The organism is Streptomyces sp. NPDC002564, from assembly GCF_042889645.1.
Lineage (GTDB): Bacteria > Actinomycetota > Actinomycetes > Streptomycetales > Streptomycetaceae > Streptomyces.
Genome location: NZ_JBIARE010000004.1, coordinates 170,689 through 190,065 on the forward strand (window position 1 = coordinate 170,689; position 19,377 = coordinate 190,065).

Annotated in this window: 16 protein-coding genes; 8 read left to right on the plus strand and 8 right to left on the minus strand. The window is 72.3% G+C overall.

The genetic code is table 11. The annotated features are described in order from the left end of the window. Positions 1-104: 104 nt before the first annotated feature. Genes ACFYXE_RS15965 through ssd form a run of 4 tightly spaced genes read right to left on the minus strand, consistent with a single transcriptional unit; the run spans position 105 to position 4,034 of the window. Positions 105-884: a type II secretion system F family protein gene (locus ACFYXE_RS15965; protein ID WP_389312808.1), complete on the minus strand. Its 780-nt coding sequence runs from the start codon at positions 882-884 to the stop codon at positions 105-107. After that, positions 881-1,744: a type II secretion system F family protein gene (locus ACFYXE_RS15970; RefSeq protein WP_389312810.1), complete on the minus strand. Its 864-nt coding sequence runs from the start codon at positions 1,742-1,744 to the stop codon at positions 881-883. Before ACFYXE_RS15970 ends, ACFYXE_RS15965 begins: the two co-directional genes overlap by 4 nt. Then, entirely contained in the window at positions 1,741-2,916 is a 1,176-nt protein-coding gene (locus ACFYXE_RS15975) for a TadA family conjugal transfer-associated ATPase (protein ID WP_389312812.1), read from the minus strand. The genes ACFYXE_RS15970 and ACFYXE_RS15975 overlap by 4 nt, the downstream gene beginning before the upstream one ends. Beyond that, positions 2,913-4,034 carry a septum site-determining protein Ssd gene (ssd, locus tag ACFYXE_RS15980; RefSeq protein ID WP_389312814.1) on the minus strand — a complete coding sequence of 374 codons (1,122 nt, stop codon included), beginning with the start codon at positions 4,032-4,034 and terminating at the stop codon, positions 2,913-2,915. The genes ACFYXE_RS15975 and ssd overlap by 4 nt, the downstream gene beginning before the upstream one ends. A gap of 522 nt (positions 4,035-4,556) precedes the next feature. Here ssd and ACFYXE_RS15985 point away from each other — a divergent pair. Further along, entirely contained in the window at positions 4,557-5,381 is an 825-nt protein-coding gene (locus ACFYXE_RS15985) for an HAD family hydrolase (protein WP_389312816.1), read from the plus strand. A 421-nt stretch (positions 5,382-5,802) separates the two neighbouring features. On the opposite strand, the gene ACFYXE_RS15990 is transcribed toward ACFYXE_RS15985, so the two are convergent. After that, a complete protein-coding gene (locus ACFYXE_RS15990) occupies positions 5,803-6,657 on the minus strand; it encodes an oxidoreductase (RefSeq protein WP_361175724.1) in 855 nt (284 codons plus the stop codon). Between the two features lie 101 nt (positions 6,658-6,758). Between ACFYXE_RS15990 and ACFYXE_RS15995 the strand changes: the two genes are divergently transcribed. Further along, the gene (locus ACFYXE_RS15995) at positions 6,759-7,739 is read left to right on the plus strand and encodes an ATP-binding protein (RefSeq protein ID WP_361175721.1); all 981 of its coding nucleotides are present in this window, start codon (positions 6,759-6,761) and stop codon (positions 7,737-7,739) included. A 15-nt stretch (positions 7,740-7,754) separates the two neighbouring features. Here ACFYXE_RS15995 and ACFYXE_RS16000 read toward each other — a convergent pair whose 3' ends face one another. Continuing rightward, a complete protein-coding gene (locus tag ACFYXE_RS16000; protein ID WP_389312819.1) occupies positions 7,755-9,026 on the minus strand; it encodes a hypothetical protein in 1,272 nt (423 codons plus the stop codon). A gap of 318 nt (positions 9,027-9,344) precedes the next feature. Between ACFYXE_RS16000 and ACFYXE_RS16005 the strand changes: the two genes are divergently transcribed. The 6 genes from ACFYXE_RS16005 (at position 9,345) to ACFYXE_RS16030 (ending at position 17,256) form a co-directional block, all read left to right on the plus strand. Continuing rightward, the gene (locus tag ACFYXE_RS16005) at positions 9,345-11,690 is read left to right on the plus strand and encodes a bifunctional SulP family inorganic anion transporter/carbonic anhydrase (protein ID WP_389312821.1); all 2,346 of its coding nucleotides are present in this window, start codon (positions 9,345-9,347) and stop codon (positions 11,688-11,690) included. 141 nt (positions 11,691-11,831) lie between these two features. Continuing rightward, positions 11,832-13,850: an acetate--CoA ligase gene (acs, locus tag ACFYXE_RS16010; RefSeq protein ID WP_389312823.1), complete on the plus strand. Its 2,019-nt coding sequence runs from the start codon at positions 11,832-11,834 to the stop codon at positions 13,848-13,850. A gap of 220 nt (positions 13,851-14,070) precedes the next feature. Next, a complete protein-coding gene (gene nhaA / locus ACFYXE_RS16015; RefSeq protein WP_389312825.1) occupies positions 14,071-15,471 on the plus strand; it encodes a Na+/H+ antiporter NhaA in 1,401 nt (466 codons plus the stop codon). A 52-nt stretch (positions 15,472-15,523) separates the two neighbouring features. Then, a complete protein-coding gene (locus ACFYXE_RS16020) occupies positions 15,524-16,021 on the plus strand; it encodes a phage holin family protein (protein WP_361175707.1) in 498 nt (165 codons plus the stop codon). Further along, a complete protein-coding gene (locus ACFYXE_RS16025) occupies positions 16,018-16,959 on the plus strand; it encodes an alpha/beta fold hydrolase (RefSeq protein WP_389312827.1) in 942 nt (313 codons plus the stop codon). The genes ACFYXE_RS16020 and ACFYXE_RS16025 overlap by 4 nt, the downstream gene beginning before the upstream one ends. A gap of 108 nt (positions 16,960-17,067) precedes the next feature. Further along, complete coding sequence (locus ACFYXE_RS16030; RefSeq protein ID WP_361175702.1) at positions 17,068-17,256, plus strand: hypothetical protein; 189 nt, start codon at positions 17,068-17,070, stop codon at positions 17,254-17,256. A gap of 23 nt (positions 17,257-17,279) precedes the next feature. Here ACFYXE_RS16030 and ACFYXE_RS16035 read toward each other — a convergent pair whose 3' ends face one another. Together ACFYXE_RS16035 and ACFYXE_RS16040 are read right to left on the minus strand one after the other, a co-directional pair. After that, positions 17,280-18,485 (minus strand): MarP family serine protease, encoded by a 1,206-nt coding sequence (locus ACFYXE_RS16035; protein ID WP_389312830.1) that lies wholly within the window; start codon positions 18,483-18,485, stop codon positions 17,280-17,282. Positions 18,486-18,533: 48 nt separating this feature from the next. Continuing rightward, on the minus strand, positions 18,534-19,343 hold the full coding sequence (locus tag ACFYXE_RS16040; RefSeq protein ID WP_389312832.1) for an NUDIX hydrolase: 810 nt from the start codon (positions 19,341-19,343) through the stop codon (positions 18,534-18,536). Between the last annotated feature and the right edge of the window lie 34 nt (positions 19,344-19,377).

Sequence of the window (19,377 nt, forward strand, 5' to 3'; positions counted from 1 at the left end):
GGTTGTTGGTTGCGGTGGAGCTCACGGGATCTGGTCTCGTGAACGGCTCCGCCTTCCGGTCCGATTTGTTCTGTGCGGCGCCCCCCGGTGGGGCCCGCCCTCGCTCAGGGCGTGTTCAACAGGCCGTCCGCCAGGCCGATGACCACCGGGAGCACCCCGACCGCCACGAACGCCGGCAAGAAGCACAGGCCCACAGGAGCCGTCATCAGGACCGCCGCCCTGCGTGCCGCCTCCGTCGCCGCCCGGCCTCGTGCCGCCCTGGCGTCTGCCGCCAGGCGGGCCACCGGGGCCGCGGCCGGTGCGCCGGACTCGCCCGAGCGCTCCAGGAGCCGGGCCAGTGGGGCTGCTCCTGGTATCGCCGCCAAGTGCCGCCAGGCATCGCCCGGTTCGCCGCCCAGCCGGACCTCCGCCGCGCCCCGCGCCAGTCGGGAACCCACCGGCCCCTGCAGGGATTCGCCGACCGCCTGGGCCGCCGTGACCGGACTCGCCCCTGCCGCCACGCAGGACGCCAGCAGGTCCGCCGCCAGCGGAAGCTGGGCGGCCGCGTGCGGGTGGCGTGACAGGTCGCGTGGTGTCGCGCCCTTGCCGTGCAGGTGTCGCCGGACGCCGTAGCCCACCGCCGCCGCGATCAACAGGCCCGGCACCCCGCCCACCAGCGCGTAGGCCGCGCTCGCCGCGCCCGCCGCCGTCAGCCACTCCTTGGCCCTCGGCAGGCCGGGCACGCGGCGCAGGAGGTGGCGTGCGGGTGGGCTGTGCGCGGTGAGCGCCCGGGCCGCGCGGCGTTGGTGCTTCCTTTCCCTGTGTGCCGTCAGGAGCGTCAGGGTCAGCCAGAGGGCCGCCGCGACGACCCACACGGTCACCCCCAGCCTGTGGACAACGTTCATCGCTCCTCCGCCCCTCGCACGATCCGCAGCGCCCACCACGCCCCTGCCGCCTCCAGTGCGGCTCCTGCCGCGAGACAGCCGAGGCCGGGAGCCGTGTGGAGCAGCACGCGCAGGGGGTCGGCGCCCAGGGCGCTGCCCATGAGGAGGCCGAGCACCGGGAGGCCCGCGAGCATCACCGCGGTCGAGCGGGCGCCCGCCAACTGGGCTCTCAGATCGGCTCGTTGATCGCGCTCGGCGCGCAGGGCCTGCTCCAGTCGTTCCAGTCCCGTGGCAAGGCCCGCGCCGCGGTCCACCGCCACCCGCCAGCACGCCGCCAGGCCGAGCAGCCCCTCGGCGCCGGGCTCCCGCGCGGCCTCCCGGAGCGCCCCGGGCACGTCCCCGCCGAAGCGGGCCGCGGCCAGCACCGCGCTCCGGGCCGCACCGGAGCCGATGCCCCAGCGCTCCGCGTCCGCGGAGTCGGCCAGCGCCGACCGCAGTGCCTCGCCGGGCTGTCGCCCCGCCCGCACCTCGCCCGCGAGCTCTCCGCACAGGGCGATCACCGCGTCGGCGTGACGGCCGCGCTGTCGGCGCTCGTCCCGGGCCCGGCGGAGGCGCGCGGCCGGTGGGACTGCCGCCGCTCCGGCGGCCAGCGGGATCAGGGAGTCCCCAAGGACCGCGATCAGCGCCCCGGCCGCCAGGCACCACCACGCGTGGCCGCCCTTGTCGCGCACGGCGGCGACCCAGCGGCGCCAGGGGCGGGGCGGGGGCGGTTCGGGAGCCGTGAACAGGACGTACGCGCGGTGGGTCGTCGGGGCGCGGCGGGCCGTCAGCCAGGCCGCGCTGCCCACGCACAGGACCGCCGCCCACATCGCGGGGGTCATCCGGCATCCCTCCCGGCGCCCCCGGAGAGCAGCGCGTCCAGGCGTGACCAGCCCGGGCCCCGGGTGAAGGCACTCTCGCCCCGGCGCAGCGCAGGGACCGTGACCACCAGGCCCGACGCGGCCCGCTCCAGGACGTGCACCTCGGCGATGCGGCGGCGGCCCGCCCGGTCCCGTACGAGGTGGATGACCAGCGACAGAGCGGCCGCCAACTGGCTGTGCAGGGCCGCCCGGTCGAGGCCTGCTGCCGTACCCAGGGCCTCCAGGCGGGCGGGTACGTCGCCCGCGGCGTTGGCGTGGACCGTGCCGCAGCCGCCCTCGTGCCCGGTGTTGAGCGCGGCCAGGAGGTGGACCACCTCCGCCCCGCGCACCTCGCCGACCACCAGCCGGTCGGGGCGCATCCGCAGGGCCTGGCGGACCAGGTCGTCCAGGCCGACCTGCCCGGCGCCCTCCTGGTTCGCGGGCCTCGCTTCGAGGCGCACCACATGGGGGTGCTCGGGCCTGAGCTCGGCGGAGTCCTCCGCGAGGACGATGCGCTCCTTGGGGCCGACCAGGCCCAGGAGCGCGCTGAGCAGGGTCGTCTTGCCCGTGCCCGTGCCGCCGCTGATCAGGAAGGACAACCGGGCGTCGAGCAGGGCCCGCAGGAACCCGTCGCCGCCGGGCGGGACCGTGCCCGCGGCGACCAGCTCGGCGAGCGTGAAGGCCCGGGGGCGCACGACGCGCAGGGAGAGGCAGGTCGAGCCGACGGCCACCGGTGGCAGCACCGCGTGCAGCCGGGTGCCGTCCGGGAGGCGGGCGTCCACCCAGGGCCGCGCGTCGTCGAGGCGCCGGCCCGCCACGGCGGCGAGGCGCTGGGCCAGGCGCCGCAGCGCGGCCGCGTCCCGGAACGTGACCCCCGTGAGCTCCAGGCCGCCGCCCCGGTCCACCCACACCCGGTCGGGCGCGGACACCAGCACGTCGGTCACCGAGGGGTCGGCGAGCAGCGGCTCCAGGGGACCCGCGCCGACGAGCTCCGAGCGCAGCTGGGCCGCCGCGCCGAGCACCTCGGTGTCCCCGAGCACCCGGCCCTGGGCGCGCAGCGCTTCGGCCACGCGGGCCGGGGTCGGCTCCGTGCCGTTCTCCGCGAGCCACTGCCGGACCCCGTCCAGCATCCGGGCCCCGACGACGGCGCTCATGCCACGCCTCCCGCCGCGTCGGCCGGAAGGCGGTCCCAGAAGGCGGTGCAGAACCGCGCCAGTGGGCTGCGCGCGAGGCCTCCGGGTGGCTTCCCCGCCGCCTGCGCGGCCGGCAGGCCGGGCTCCCAGGGCACCTCGCCGACCAGCGGCAGCCCGACCAGACGCGCCACCTCTTCGGAGTCGAGCCCGCCGGGCTCCGCGCCCCGCGCGACCACCACCCGCAGGTCCCGCAGCGCCATGCCCGCGGCCGACGCCACCCGTCGCGCGCCCGCCACCGCCCGCAGCTCCGCGGGCACCACCAGGAGTCCGAGGTCGATCTGCGCCAGTGCCTCGCCGACCGTCTCGTCCACCCGGCGGGGCAGGTCCACGACCACCACGCCGCCCCGCCTGCGGGCCGCCGAGACGACCGCCCGCGCGGCCTCCGGGGCGACCGTGACCGCGTCGCCCCGGTCCCAGCTCAGGACCCGCAGGGCGTGCAGCTCCGGCAGGGACTCCGCCAGCGCGCCGCCGCCGAGCCTGCCCCGCGACGCGGCGAACGCCGGCCAGCGCAGGCCGTCGGCGCTCTCGCCGCCCAGGAGCACGTCGAGGCCGCCGCCCAGCGGGTCCGCGTCGACGAGCATCGTGCGCCGCCCGTCGCGGGCCGCCGTGACCGCGAGGGCGCAGGCCAGGGTGGAGGCCCCGGCGCCGCCGCGGCCGCCGATGACGCCGACGGTGAGCGCGGGCCGCCCCACGCCCTCGGCCACGTCGGCGATGCGGTCCACGAGCCACTGCTCGCCGTCGGGCAGCAGCAGCACATGGTCGGCGCCGATCTCCACCGCCCGTCGCCAGACACCGGAATCGTCCTGATCCCGCCCAACCAACACGACCCCACGCCGTCGGGGCGCGCCGCGCACCCGGTCCGCCGCGTCGTCCCCGACCAGGACGAGCGGGGCCGCGTCCCAGACCTCCCCGCGGTCGGGCCCGCCGTGGTGCACCTCGGGCAGCGCACCCGCCGCGGCGCACAGCCGCAGCAGGTCATCGAGCAGCTCCACGTCCTCCGTGACGATCAGCGGTCCGCCCTGGCGCCCGGCGGCCGACCCGGCCCTGTCCCGTGCAATGACTCCACCCACGATCTCCATCCCCCTCTCGCGCAAGACCCCTGTGAATGCCGCGTCCCGCATCGGCGAACAACCGGGCAAAGCAATCCGGCCATGAACTGCGCGAGCGGAACGAGCGGAATCAGCGTGCAGCGCTGCGGGAAATCGTGTGGATCTTGGTCAATAACTGTGGACAAGGCGATGCCTGTGAATATCTCCATCACCCATACCGGTGACGCGGGGACGCCTTCGCGATGACTTCCACAGAGCAGCGCCGCGACTACGCACAGTGACGGATCTTGCGCGGCTGAAGAGAGCGCCGAGTCGGCGTCGAGAACGGCTCAAGGGCCGAAAGAGGATCAGCGGAGGGTTCAAAAACCCATCCGGACATGCGACGACCCCCGCCGGGGGGGAGAGCGGGGGTCGTCCCCACGGTCCGACTCGGGGGGGGAGGAGCCAGACCGGGTTAGCACGGTCGCGAACGATCCGTGACTTCCATGGTGTACCCGAGAGCCTTCTCAGGCAAACCCACGCGCCTCAGCTTACGCCGAATGGTGGGCGCCTATGCTCGAGCTCGTGGAAAACCACTCCTTGCCCCGCACTGCCGCGTTCTTTGACCTGGACAAGACGGTCATTGCGAAGTCCAGCACGCTCACCTTCAGCAAGTCGTTCTACCAAGGCGGCCTGATCAACCGCAGAGCCGTACTGCGCACCGCGTACGCGCAGTTCGTCTTCCTCGCGGGCGGCGCCGACCACGACCAGATGGAGCGGATGCGCGAGTACCTGTCCGCGCTGTGCCGGGGATGGAACGTGCAGCAGGTCAAGGAGATCGTCGCGGAGACCCTGCACGACCTGATCGACCCGCTCATCTACGACGAGGCCGCCTCCCTCATCGAGGAGCACCACACCGCGGGACGGGACGTCGTCATCGTCTCCACCTCGGGCGCCGAGGTGGTCGAGCCGATCGGCGAGCTGCTCGGCGCGGACCGCGTGGTGGCCACCCGCATGGTGGTCGGGGACGACGGGTGCTTCACCGGCGAGGTGGAGTACTACGCGTACGGCCCCACCAAGGCGGAGGCGATCAAGGAGCTCGCCCGCTCGGAGGGGTACGACCTGGACCGCTGCTACGCCTACAGCGACTCGGCGACCGATCTGCCGATGCTGCAGTCCGTCGGGCACCCCTACGCGGTCAACCCGGACCGCGCGCTGCGCCGGGAGGCCGTCACGCGCGCGTGGCCGATCCTCGACTTCCACCGGCCCGTGCGCCTGAAGCAGCGGCTGCCCGCGCCGCCCCGGCCGGCCCTCGTCGCGGCGGCCGCGGTGGGCGCCGCGGCGGCCACGGCCGGCCTGGTCTGGTTCGCCAGCCGGCGCCGCGCGACCGCGAGCTGAGCCGCACGCCGCCGCTCCCGGCGACCTCCGTGGACGGCGGCCGGAAACCGGTGGAGGACAAGACCGGAACGCCTGTCCGATTCACACCTGTTTGAACCTAAAAGTAAAGAAGTGCAGCCAGGACTTCCGCTTACTCCAGGACAGGAGTACAAAGGATTCAACGGCCCGCGAGACCAAGGACATCCGAGAGGATCACCTTCAAACGCAGTAAAGGCCCCACGGACCGAAGCATGGACACCGAGCACCCACGCGACGTCGACCCGTCGATTACGGGCCAGCCGCACCAGGTAACGGGCAACGCTCCCGACCTGATGGGCAACACTTCGAGGACGCTTGGTAACCCGGTGAACATGCCAGCGGCGGTACGGGTTCCGTACCGCCGCAACCCTGTTCAGGGCCCTGCACTCCCCCGCGCAGCCGCTCAGGCCGCGCCGCGCTGCAGCGCCTCGCAGACCGCCGTCGACTCCCGGACGCCGAGCTCCACCGCCTTGCCGCAGTGGGCGATCCAGGCGGCCATCCCCTCCGGCCTGCCGGACGCGTAGCCGTCGAGGGCCGCCACGTAGGCCGCCCGGCCGAGCTCCGCGTAGCCCGCCTCCGCCGGACAGACCGACTTGGGGTCGAGACCGCTGCCCACCAGCACGATGCGCTCGGCGGCCCGCGCCACCAGACCGTTGTGCGAACCGAAGGGGCGCAGGCTCAGCAGCTCGCCGTGGACGACGGCGGCCGTCACCAGCGCCGGGGCCTCGCTGCCCGCGATGACCAGCTGCGCCAGACCCTCCAGGCGGCCCGCCACCTCCGCCGCGTCCGGCAGGTCGAGCTCCACCAGCGGTTCGTCGACGGGCTCGCCCGCGAGCCGCGGGCGCCCCGCGCCGGGGTCGGAGTCGGCCGCGGCGACCAGGTGCAGGCGCGCGAGGACGCGCAGCGGGGACTGCCGCCAGATGGACAGGAGTTGCCCGGCCTCCGCGGTGAGCCGCAGGGCCGCGCCGAGCGTGCGGGCCTCGCCGTCGCCGCTGAAGTCGCTGCGCCTGCGCACCTCTTCGAGCGCCCACTCCGCACCGGAGAGCGCCGCCGAACCGCGGGCGCCGCGCAGCGCCGCCTCGGAGGTGATCTCGTTGCTGCGGCGACGCATGACCCGGTGCCCGTAGACCCGGTCCACGGCCTTGCGCACGGCGTCCACGGAGTCGGCCACGCCGGGGAGCGCCCCCAGGGCCGCGAGCGGGTCGCCCCTGCCCGGGTCCGACCTAGGGCTCGGAGGAGGATCGGCTGTCGTACTCATGAGTACGACCCTACGTACTCCCGGGCTCCGCTCCACGAAGGAGTGGTCTTCTTCACGCGTACTGGCCACGGAAAGTACCCGAACCACTACGCTAGGTGGTCATGAAAATCGCTTTCGTAGGGAAGGGCGGCAGCGGCAAGACCACGCTGTCCTCGCTCTTCATCCGTCACCTCGCCGCCACCGGTGCGCCCGTCATCGCGGTCGACGCCGACATCAACCAGCACCTGGGCCCCGCGCTGGGTCTCGACGAGGCGGCGGCGGCCGAGCTGCCCGCCCTCGGCGCGCGGCTGCCCCTGATCAAGGACTACCTGCGCGGCTCCAACCCGCGGATCGCCTCCGCGGACACGATGATCAAGACGACGCCCCCCGGTGAGGGCTCGCGGCTCCTGCGGGTGCGCGAGGACAACCCCGTCTACGACGCCTGCGCGCGGCCGGTGGAACTCGACGACGCCACCGTGCGTTTGATGGTCACCGGGCAGTTCACCGAAGCCGACCTCGGTGTCGCCTGCTACCACTCCAAGACGGGAGCGGTGGAGCTCTGCCTGAACCACCTCGTCGACGGCCGCGACGAGTACGCGGTCGTGGACATGACCGCCGGCTCGGACTCCTTCGCCTCCGGCATGTTCACCCGCTTCGACATGACGTTCCTGGTGGCCGAGCCGACCAGGAAGGGCGTCTCCGTCTACCGCCAGTACAAGGAGTACGCCCGGGACTTCGGCGTCAGCCTCGCCGTCGTCGGCAACAAGGTGCAGGGCCGGGACGACGTGGACTTCCTGCGCGAGCAGGTGGGCGACGACCTCCTGGTGACCGTCGGGCACTCGGACTGGGTGCGCGCCATGGAGAAGGGCCGCCCGCCGCGCTTCGCGTCCCTGGAGGAGGACAACCGCCGCTCCCTGCAGACGCTCCAGGACGCCGTCGACGCCTCGTACGCCCGAAGGGACTGGGAGCGCTACACCCGCCAGATGGTCCACTTCCACCTGAAGAACGCGCAGAGCTGGGGCAACGAACGCACGGGGGCCGACCTGGCTGCCCAGGTCGACCCCGCGTTCGTCCTGCGCGAGCGCCTGACGGCGACCGCCTGAACGGGCCGACGGGTGCTACTGCTTGACCGCCGGAGCGCCCGGTACGCCCTTCGGGGCCGGTGCGGGCTGGGCGGAGAGGAACGCCGCCCAGCCTTCCTTGGGCGCCTTGCCGACGGGCAGCTCGGTCATCTTCGCGAGCACCTTCGGGTCCTGCGCGTCCAGCCAGTCCGCGAGCTGGCGGAAGGAGACGCAGCGGACGTCGGGCTTGGTGCAGACCGACTCGACGGTCTCCTCGACGGCGCGCATGTAGGTGCCGCCGTTCCACGACTCGAAGTGGTTGCCGATGATCAGCGGCGCGCGGTTGCCCTGGTAGGCGCGGTCGAAGCCCTGGAGGAGGCCGTCACGCATCTGGTCGCCCCAGTACTCGTGCCGGGACGGGTCGCCGTGCGAGGTCGAACCGGACTGGTTGACCATGAAGTTGTAGTCCATGGTCAGCGTCTCGAACTTGCGACCGGGGACCGGGACGAGCTGCATGGACAGGTCCCACAGCCCCTCCTTCTTCTTGGGCCAGACCTGGTTGTTGACGCCGCTGGTGTCGTAGCGGAAGCCCATTTCGCGGGCGGCCCGCATGAAGTTCTTCTGCCCCTCCAGGCAGGGCGTGCGGGCGCCGATCAGTTCCTTGTCGTAGTCGAAGGGCAGGGGCAGCGCCTTCTTCAGACCGGTGTTGGTCTTCCAGGCCTTCACGAAGGACTTGGCCTGGTTGATCTCGCTCTTCCAGTCCTCGACGGACCACTCGCCGACCCCGCGGCCGGTGCCGCAGAAGTGGCCGTTGAAGTGGGTGCCGACCTCGTTGCCCTCCAGCCAGGCGCCGCGGAGCTGGTCCACGGTGTCCTTGATCCCCTTGCGGTCGTTGAAGCCGATGTCCGAGCTGCCGGCCAGGTGCTGCGGCGGCTGGTAGAGCTTCCGCTTCCCCTCCGGGAGCATGTACACGCCGCTCAGGAAGTAGGTCATCGTCGCGTTGTTCCGCTTGGCGACCTTACGGAAGTGCGAGAACAGCTTCTGACCGTCCTCGCCCGCGCCGTCCCAGGAGAAGACCACGAACTGCGGTGGCTTCTGGCCCGGCTTGAGGCGGGCGGGTCTCGGCAGGTTCGGCTGCTTGCCGGTGAAGGCGGTGGAGCCGTCACCGATCATCCGGACGGGACTCTTGGGGGCCTGTGCCCCGGGCGCCTTCTTGGCGCCGTGAGCGCCTTCCTTGGCGGGGGGCTTGGTGTCGGCGCAGCCTGCGAGCGCCGCTACGCATGCCACGAGGGCGGTGAGGCTCGCGGTGATCCTCCGGGTGGCGGCCATGTTCCGCCCACCTTCTTTCCGTGCAAGTCGGGACAGATCAGGTCAGATGGAGTCAGACCGGGTCAGAAACTCGCACAAAGCCTGAAATATTCAGTTCCGACAAGCCGACGATCTTTCTAATTCACTCATCAGGGTGAGCATTTACCCCATTTGCGCCGAAAATCCATCCAGTGTCTTTACTCTGGATTACGATCCGTTTACCGAGAGTTGAGATATCCCGCCGCTGCACGCCGTGACCCACGGCCGCGACCCGCCCTCCGGAGATCTCCGGAGGACCCCTTGTCCCGCGACCGCGCTGCCCCGGAGGAGACGGGAAACATGTCTGCCTGCGTCCCCACTCGCACCACCGACTCGGCTCACACGCCCCGCGCCAACAACCCCCACGCCCCGCCGCCCGGCAAGAAGTTCCGCATCGCCGGCGCCGACCTCTCCGCGTCGATCGCCGTCTTCCTGATCGCGCTCCCGCTGTCCCTCGGCATCGCCCTCGCCACCGGCGCCCCGCTCCAGGCGGGCCTCGTCGCCGCCGCCGTGGGCGGCATCCTCGCCGGTGCCGTCGGCGGCTCACCGCTCCAGGTCAGCGGCCCCGCCGCCGGACTCACCGTCGTCACCGCCGACCTCATCCAGCGGTACGGCTGGCGCACCACCTGCGCCATCACCGTCCTCGCCGGAGTGGCCCAACTGGGTCTCGGCTGCCTGCGCGTGGCCCGCACGGCCCTCGCCGTCAGCCCCGCCGTCGTGCACGGCATGCTGGCCGGCATCGGCGTCACCATCGCCGTGGCCCAGCTGCACATCGTGCTGGGCGGCACCCCGCAGAGCTCCGTCCTCGCCAACCTCCGCGGCCTGCCCGCCCAATTGGCCGACCTGCGGCCCGCGGCCCTGTCGATCAGCGTGCTGACGCTGGCGATCCTGCTGCTGTGGCCGCGGATTCCCGGCCGCGCCGGGCGCGTCGCCCGCATCCTGCCCGCGGCCCTCGTCTCCGTCGCCGCCGCGACGGCCGTCGCCTCCCTCGGCGCGCTCCCGGTCGACAAGGTCGACCTGCCGTCCTGGCGCAGCCACGCGCTGGCCGGGCTGCCCGAGGGCCCCGCGCTGGGGCTCGTGGCCGCCGTGCTCACCATCACCCTGGTGTGCAGCGTCCAGTCGCTGCTCGGCGCCGTCGCCGTCGACAAGGTCGTCGCCGGGCGCCACCAGCTGCACGCGGGCGTGCGCCGCTCCGACCTCAACCGCGAGCTGCTCGGCCAGGGCACGGCGAACATCGTGTCCGGAACCCTCGGCGGACTCCCCGTCGCCGGAGTCGCCGTGCGCAGCATGGCCAATGTGCGCGCCGGCGCCGTCAGCAGGAACTCCACGATGCTGCACGGCGTTTGGGTGGTAGTGGCCTCCCTGCTCCTGGTCCCCGTCCTGGAGCTGATCCCGCTGGCCGCGCTCGCCGCCCTCGTGATGGCCGTCGGCATCCAGATGGTCAGCCTGAACCACATCCGTACGATCACCCGCCACCGCGAGATCCTCGTCTACGCCGTCACCACCCTCGGCGTGGTCTTCCTCGGCGTCCTGGAGGGCGTGGGGCTCGGCGTCGGTGTCGCCGTCGCCGTCTCGCTGCACCGGCTCGCCCGCACCCGGATCACCCACTGCGAGACCGACGGCGTCCACCATGTGCGGGTGCGCGGCCAGTTGACGTTCCTCGCCGTGCCCCGGCTCAGCAGGGCGCTGCACCTCGTCCCCCAGGGGGCCGAGGTGATCGTCGAGCTGGACGGATCCTTCATGGACCATGCCGCGTACGAGTCGCTGCAGTGCTGGCAGGACGCGCACACCGCGCACGGCGGCAGCGCCGAGATCACCGGGCGCGCCGGGACCCGGATCGCCGAGCCCGCGAGCACCTCGCACTCCTGCTGCCGCCCCTGGACGCCCTGGCGCAACCACCACTGCGACCGCCCGCAGGAGGAGGAGCAGCGCAGCCGTCCCAGCGGGCACCAACTGGCCAGCGGGATCAGCGCCTTCCAGCGGAACACCGCGCCGCACGTGCGCGGCGAGCTCGCCAGGCTCGCCCGCGAGGGACAGCAGCCCGCCCAGCTCTTCCTGACCTGCGCGGACTCCCGGGTCGTCACCTCGATGATCACGTCGAGCGGCCCGGGCGACCTCTTCGTCGTGCGCAATGTGGGCAATCTGGTGCCGCTGCCGGGCGCCGAGAGCGGGGACGACTCGGTGGGCGCCGCCATCGAGTACGCGGTCGACGTGCTCAAGGTCCGCTCCATCGTCGTGTGCGGGCACTCCGGGTGCGGCGCCATGCAGGCGCTGCTCACCACCCCGCCCGGCGGCGCCCAGACACCGCTCAGGCGGTGGCTGCGGCACGGCCTCCCGAGCCTGGAGCGGATGGGCGCGCAGGACAGGGCCTGGGCGCGGCTCGCCGGACGGGCCCCGGCCGACGCGGTCGAGCAGCTCTGCCTGACCAATGTGGTCCAGCAGTTGGAGCACCTGAAGGCGCACGAGTCGGTGGCGCGCCGGCTCGCCGACGGCGATCTGGAGCTGCACGGCATGTACTTCCACGTCGGAGAGGCGCAGTCCTATCTGCTGACCGAGGGCTCGGGTCCGGAGCCGCTCCCCGACGAGGTCTTCGACCAAGTGGCGCCCACGGACCGGACCGCGGTCCAGCGGGCACCGGCGGGGTGAAGGCGGCTCCGGCCGGGTGGAAGCGGCTCCGGCCGGGTGGTAGCGGCGCCGGCCGGGTGAGGACCGCATCGGCCGGCGGCGCGAACAGGTAAAGGTCTAAACCAATTTTCGGCAGGCTCTTGTCACCACGGGTCGTGTCTGATGAGCTGTGGCTTCGGACACAACGGTCGCCCCCCGGCAAAGCAGTGCAAGGGAGATGTCGTGAGCAACGAAAGCCTGGCCAACCTCTTGAAGGAGGAGCGTCGCTTCGCGCCGCCGGCGGAGCTGGCAGCCTCCGCCAACGTCACGGCGGAGGCGTACGAACAGGCCAAGGCTGACCGGCTCGGCTTCTGGGCCGAGCAGGCACGTCGGCTGACCTGGGCCACGGAGCCGACCGAGACGCTCGACTGGTCGAACCCGCCGTTCGCCAAGTGGTTCGCCGACGGCAAGCTCAACGTCGCGTACAACTGCGTGGACCGCCACGTCGAGGCCGGCCACGGCGACCGCGTCGCGATCCACTTCGAGGGTGAGCCCGGCGACAGCCGGGCCATCACCTACGCCGAGCTCAAGGACGAGGTCAGCCGGGCGGCCAACGCCCTGACCGAGCTGGGCGTCCACAAGGGCGACCGCGTCGCCGTCTACCTGCCGATGATCCCCGAGGCGGTCGTCGCGATGCTGGCCTGTGCCCGCATCGGCGCCGCCCACTCGGTGGTCTTCGGCGGCTTCTCCGCGGACGCGATCGCCGCCCGCATCAAGGACGCCGACGCCAAGGTCGTCATCACCGCCGACGGCGGCTACCGCCGGGGCAAGCCCTCCGCGCTCAAGCCCGCCGTGGACGAGGCAGTCGGCCGCGCCGAGGGCGTGCGCCACGTCCTCGTGGTGCGCCGCACCGGCCAGGACGTGGCCTGGACCGAGGGCCGCGACGTGTGGTGGCACGAGGCCACCCAGAAGCAGTCCGCGGAGCACACCCCCGAGGCGTTCGAGGCGGAGCACCCGCTCTTCATCCTCTACACCTCGGGCACCACGGGGAAGCCGAAGGGCATCCTGCACACCTCCGGCGGCTACCTCACGCAGGCGGCCTACACCCACCACGCCGTCTTCGACCTCAAGCCGGAGACCGACGTCTACTGGTGCACGGCCGACATCGGCTGGGTCACCGGCCACTCCTACATCACGTACGGCCCGCTGGCGAACGGCGCGACCCAGGTGATGTACGAGGGCACCCCGGACACCCCGCACCAGGGCCGGTTCTGGGAGATCGTCCAGAAGTACAAGGTCACGATCCTCTACACCGCGCCCACGGCCATCCGGACGTTCATGAAGTGGGGCGACGACATCCCCGCGAAGTTCGACCTGTCCAGCCTGCGGGTGCTCGGGTCGGTCGGCGAGCCGATCAACCCCGAGGCCTGGATCTGGTACCGGAAGAACATCGGCGGCGACCGCTGTCCGATCGTGGACACCTGGTGGCAGACCGAGACCGGCGCGATGATGATCTCGCCGCTGCCGGGCGTCACCGAGACCAAGCCGGGCAGCGCCCAGCGCGCCCTGCCGGGCATCTCCGCGACCGTCGTCGACGACGAGGCCCGCGAAGTGCCGGACGGCGGTGGCGGCTACCTGGTCCTGACCGAGCCGTGGCCGTCGATGCTGCGCACCATCTGGGGCGACGACCAGCGGTTCATCGACACGTACTGGTCGCGCTTCGAGGGCAAGTACTTCGCCGGCGACGGCGCCAAGAAGGACGACGACGGCGACATCTGGCTGCTGGGCCGGGTCGACGACGTGATGCTCGTCTCCGGGCACAACATCTCCACCACCGAGGTAGAGTCGGCGCTCGTCTCGCACCCGGCGGTCGCCGAGGCGGCGGTCGTGGGCGCGGCCGACGAGACGACGGGCCAGGCCATCGTGGCGTTCGTGATCCTGCGCGGCACGGCCGACGCGGACGACGAGGGGCTGGTGGCGGACCTGCGCAACCACGTGGGGGCCACGCTCGGGCCGATCGCCAAGCCGAAGCGGGTCCTCCCCGTGGCGGAGCTGCCCAAGACCCGCTCCGGCAAGATCATGCGCCGACTGCTGCGGGACGTCGCGGAGAACCGCGAGCTCGGTGACGTCACCACGCTCACCGACTCGACCGTGATGGACCTCATCCAGACGAAGCTGCCGGCCGCACCCAGCGAGGACTGAGCCTCCCGCGTACGCACGAAGGGCCGTCCGGCAGCGCGCCGGGCGGCCCCTTTGTGCTTAAGGTGAAGATCACCGGATAGGTCCGGACGTACGTTAGGTAAGCTAAGGATCGCGTCAAGGCCGCGACAACGGCGACGCGAGGAGAAGAACCTAATAGGTGCGCCGGGAAGTCTGGTCGGCATGTGCTCTGCCCTGCCTACCCGACCGGAGGTCGACCCTCGTGACCGCGCCCGCGCCCAGCAGCAACCGCAAGCTCCTCGGACGTCTCTCGCTCCCCGAGCGGAACTTCGTGGCGGACGCCCTGCGCGCCGAGACCGTCGGCGGAGTGCTGCTGCTCGTCGCCGCGGTCGCCGCGCTGATCTGGGCCAACACCGCGGGCGGCTCCTACGAGTCGGTGCGCGGCTTCCACCTCGGCCCCGGCTCGCTCGGCCTGGACCTGTCCGTCCAGCACTGGGCGGCCGACGGACTGCTCGCCGTCTTCTTCTTCGTCGCCGGCATCGAGCTCAAGCGCGAACTGGTCGCGGGCGACCTGCGCGACCCCAAGGCCGCGGCCCTGCCGGTGATCGCGGCGCTGTGCGGCATGGCGGTGCCCGCGCTCGTCTACGTCCTGACCACCACCGTCGGCGGCGGCTCCACGGACGGCTGGGCCGTGCCGACCGCCACCGACATCGCCTTCGCGCTCGCCGTCCTCGCCGTCATCGGCACCTCGCTGCCGTCCGCGCTGCGCGCCTTCCTGCTCACCCTCGCCGTCGTCGACGACCTCTTCGCGATCCTGATCATCGCGGTGTTCTTCACCGGCGACCTGAACTTCGCGGCGCTCGGCGGCGCCGTCCTCGGCCTCGCCGTCTTCTGGCTGCTGCTCAGGAAGCGGGTGCGCGGCTGGTACGTCTACGTCCCGCTGGCGCTCGTCATCTGGGGCCTGATGTACAACAGCGGCATCCACGCCACCATCGCGGGCGTCGCCATGGGCCTGATGCTGCGCTGCCACAAGGAGGACGAGAGCGAGGAGCACTCCCCCGGCGAGCACATCGAGCACCTCGTACGCCCCCTCTCCGCGGGCCTGGCCGTGCCGCTGTTCGCGCTGTTCAGCGCGGGGGTGGTGGTCTCGGGCGGCGCGCTCGGCGACGTGTTCACCCGGCCGGAGACGCTCGGCGTGGTCCTCGGCCTGGTCGTCGGCAAGGCGGTCGGCATCTTCGGCGGCACCTGGCTCGCCGCCCGCTTCACCAAGGCCGAGCTCAACGAGGACCTGGCCTGGCCCGACGTCTTCGCGGTCGCCTCGCTCGCCGGCATCGGCTTCACCGTCTCGCTGCTGATCGGCGAGCTGGCCTTCACCGAGGATCCGCTGCTCACCGACGAGGTGAAGGCGGCCGTCCTGATGGGCTCGCTGATCGCCGCGGTGCTCTCCGGGATCCTGCTCAAGGTCCGCAACGCCAAGTACCGCAAGCTGTGCGAGGACGAGGAGCGCGACGAGGACCTCGACGGCATCCCCGACATCTACGAGCGGGACAAGCCGGAGTACCACCTCCGGATGGCCGCCATCCACGAGAAGAAAGCCGCGGAACACCGCAGGCTTGCCGAAGTCTCGGGTGGGGAACGCGAGGATGGCAGCGGTCCGGCATGATCTGAGCAGACATATCTCAGAAGAGATCAGAAGAGAAAAAGGGGAGAACGCGATGAGCTCACCCGACGGCCCCGTCGGCGCCGAGCGCAGCCTCGGCCAACTGGTCGCCACGGCGACCGGCGAGATGTCCGCACTGGTGCACGACGAGATCGCGCTGGCCAAGGCCCAGCTGCGGCAGGACGTCAAGCGCGGGGCGGTCGGCGGCGGCGCGTTCGCCGCGGCCGGCGCGGTCCTCATCTTCTCGCTGCCGATGCTGAGCTTCGCGCTCGCCTACGGCATCCGCACCTGGAGCGGATGGAACATGGCGATCTGCTTCGTCCTGTCCTTCGCCGCCAACGTGCTGGTAGCCGGTGTGCTGGCGCTGATCGGTGTCGTCTTCGCGAAGAAGGCGAAGAAGGGCAAGGGCCCGCAGAAGGTCGCCGCATCGGCCAAGCAGACGGCAGCCGTACTGGGGAACGTCAAGCCGCACCCCCGTCCGGTGGGCCACGCGGGTGCCGTCGAGGTCCGAGTCGGTGAGACGGGGGCGACTGTGGCACGCTCGTCCTCATGACGGACCCCGCCGCCCATTCGGCCCAGCCCCCCGCCTCGGTCGTACGCATCGAAGGACCCTGGACCCACCGGGACGTGGCCGCCAACGGGGCGCGCTTCCACATCGCCGAGATGGGCGACGGGCCGCTGGTCCTGCTGCTGCACGGCTTCCCGCAGTTCTGGTGGTCGTGGCGGCACCAGATGGTGGCGCTCGCCGACGCGGGCTTCCGGGCCGTCGCGATGGACCTGCGGGGCGTGGGCGGCAGCGACCGCACGCCCCGCGGCTACGACCCGGCGAACCTCGCGCTCGACATCACCGGCGTCGTGCGCTCGCTGGGCGAGCCGGACGCCGCGCTCGTCGGGCACGACCTCGGCGGCTATCTGGCGTGGACGGCGGCCGTGATGCGCCCCAAGCTGGTGCGCCGCCTCGCCGTCTCCGCCATGCCGCATCCGCGGCGCTGGCGCTCGGCGATGCTCTCCGACCGCCGGCAGTCCGCGGCGGCCTCGTACGTGTGGGGCTTCCAGCGGCCGTGGGTGCCGGAGCGTCAACTGGTCGCCGACGACGGCGCCCTGGTGGGCCGTCTGGTCCGGGACTGGTCGGGTCCGGTCCTGCCGGACGACGAGACGGTCGACACGTACCGGCGCGCGATGTGCATCCCCTCGACGGCGCACTGCTCGATCGAGCCGTACCGCTGGATGGTGCGGTCGATGGCGCGGCCCGACGGGATCCAGTTCAACCGCCGCATGAAGCGGCCGGTGCGGGTGCCGACGCTGCATCTGCACGGATCGCTCGACCCGGTGATGCGCACGCGCAGCGCGGCGGGCTCCGGCGAGTACGTCGAGGCGCCCTACCGGTGGCGGCTGTTCGACGGGCTCGGGCACTTCCCGCACGAGGAGGACCCGGCGGCGTTCTCCACGGAGCTGGTGAACTGGCTGAAGGACCCCGAGCCGGACCGCTGACGCCTTCGTGGGAACACCTGTCCTACGAACGCCAATTGCCCGGCGCATAGGCCAATTGGGGCCCTTGGGCGCGATTACCGACCATGAGGCCCGGGCAGACGTCGGGGTATGGGCTGGACGCACGACTACAGTGACGTAGCACGCAATCGCCGCTCGGCCGCAGCGCTGAACAGCCACGAGAGGGGCGGGCCACAGGATCCGGGCCGCCACGGCCCCCCTCAAGCGATGGGCATTCCCCGCATTCTCCGCCGCAGGGCCCGCTGGGTCTCCGCGCGGCTCCGCCATACGCGCGACTGATCCGCGACTGATCCGCGGGCGCCCTAGAGCGCGCACCCCTGGCTGTCGACCTCCTGGTTGGCGGTGCGGCCACGCTCGATGTCCTCGCGCACCTCGTCCGCCGTCAGCGCATAGCCGGTGTCCGGGTCGTCGAGGGACTTCGCGAACACCACGCCGTAGACCTTGCCGTCGGGCGTGAGCAGCGGGCCGCCGGAGTTGCCCTGGCGGACGGTCGCGTAGAGCGAGTACACGTCGCGGCGCACGGTGCCCCGGTGGTAGATGTCCGGGCCCTTGGCCGTGATGCGGCCGCGCACGCGCGCGGGGCGCACGTCGTAGGGGCCGTCCTCGGGGAAGCCCGCCACGATCGCGCCGGCGCCGCTGGGCGCGTCCTTCGGCGTGAACCGCAGGGGCGGCGCCTTCAGGGTCGGCACGTCCAGTACGGCGATGTCGCGCTCCCAGTCGTAGAGGACGACCTTGGCGTCGTAGATCTGGTTCTGGTCGCCTATCTGGACGGTGGGCTCGTCCACGCCGCCGACCACGTGCGCGTTGGTCATCACGCGGCGGTCCGCGAAGACGAAGCCGGTGCCTTCCAGGACCTTGCCGCAACTGCGGGCCTCGCCGCGGACCTTCACGATGGAGCGCTTGGCGGTCGTGGCGACCTTGCTGTTCGCGAGCTTGGGGTCCGGCGGCTCGACGTCCTTGATCGGCTCGTTCGCGAACGGGCTGAAGACCTGCGGGAAGCCGTTCTGCGCGAGGACCGAGGAGAAGTCGTTGAACCAGGTGTCGGCCGCGCCGGGCAGCGTGCGCGAGACGCCGAGGAGCACCTTGGAGTTGCGCACCTCCTTGCCGACGGTGGGCAGCGTCGTGCCCGCGAGGGCCGAGCCGATCAGCCAGGCGACCAGGAGCATCGCCACCACGTTCACCAGGGCGCCGCCCGTCGCGTCCAGGGCGCGGGCGGGCTGCCAGGTGATGTACCTGCGCAGCTTGTTGCCGAGGTGGGTGGTGAAGGCCTGGCCGATGGAGGCGCAGACGATCACGATGACGACGGCGACCACCGCCGCGGTCGTACTCACCCCTGCGGCGTCGTCGTCCTTGAGCGCGTCCCAGACGATCGGCAGGAGATAGACGGCGACGAGGCCGCCCCCCAGGAACCCGATCACCGAGAGGATGCCGACCACGAAGCCCTGGCGGTACCCCACGACCGCGAACCACACGGCGGCGAGCAACAGCAGGGCGTCCAGCACGTTCACCGATTCAATCCTCGCCTCGCATCGCGGTCGCCGTTCCCCGCAACCTTGTCATGCGCGCCAGTCGAGCGGGACCTGCCTGGTGCGGTCCCAGGGGCGCTCCCAGCCCGCGTAGTGCAGGATCCTGTCGATCACGCCCGCGGTAAAACCCCAGACCAGAGCGGACTCGACGAGGAACGCGGGGCCCGCGTGGCCCTTCGGGTGGATCGCCGTCGCGCGGTTCGCCGGGTCCGTGAGATCGGACACGGGGACCGTGAAGACCCGCGCGGTCTCGTTCGGATCGACGACGCCCACCGGGGTCGGGGTGCGCCACCAGCCGAGCACGGGCGTCACGACGAAGTCGCTCACCGGGATGAACAGGCGGGGCAGCTCGGCGAAGAGCTGGACGCCGCGGGGGTCGAGCCCGGTCTCCTCCTCGGCCTCGCGCAGGGCGGCGCGCAGCGGGCCCTCGCCCTGCGGGTCGCCGTCCTCGGGGTCCAGGGCGCCGCCGGGGAAGGAGGGCTGTCCCGCGTGCGAGCGCAGCGATCCCGCGCGCTCCATCAGGAGCAGCTCGGGGCCCCGCTCGCCCTCTCCGAAGAGGACGAGGACGGCCGACTGGCGTCCGGCGCCGCTCTCCGGGGGCAGGAAGCGGCTCAGCTGGAGCGGCTCGACGGTGCGGGCGGCGTGCACGACCGGGTCCAGCCAGGAGGGCAGGCCCTCGGTGCGGAGCAGGGGGTGACCGCCCCGCCCGGGCCGGCCCGCCCCGCCGTCGGCGACGCTCCTGGTGGCCCCGGGGCCTGTGTTGTCCGTGGAGCTCGTGCTGTCCGTACTACCTGTGCTGTTCGTGGTGTTCGTCGTCTCGCTCGCGTGCGTCATCGGCACCCCCGTCCGTTTCTGGACAACGCTCTCTGCCCTC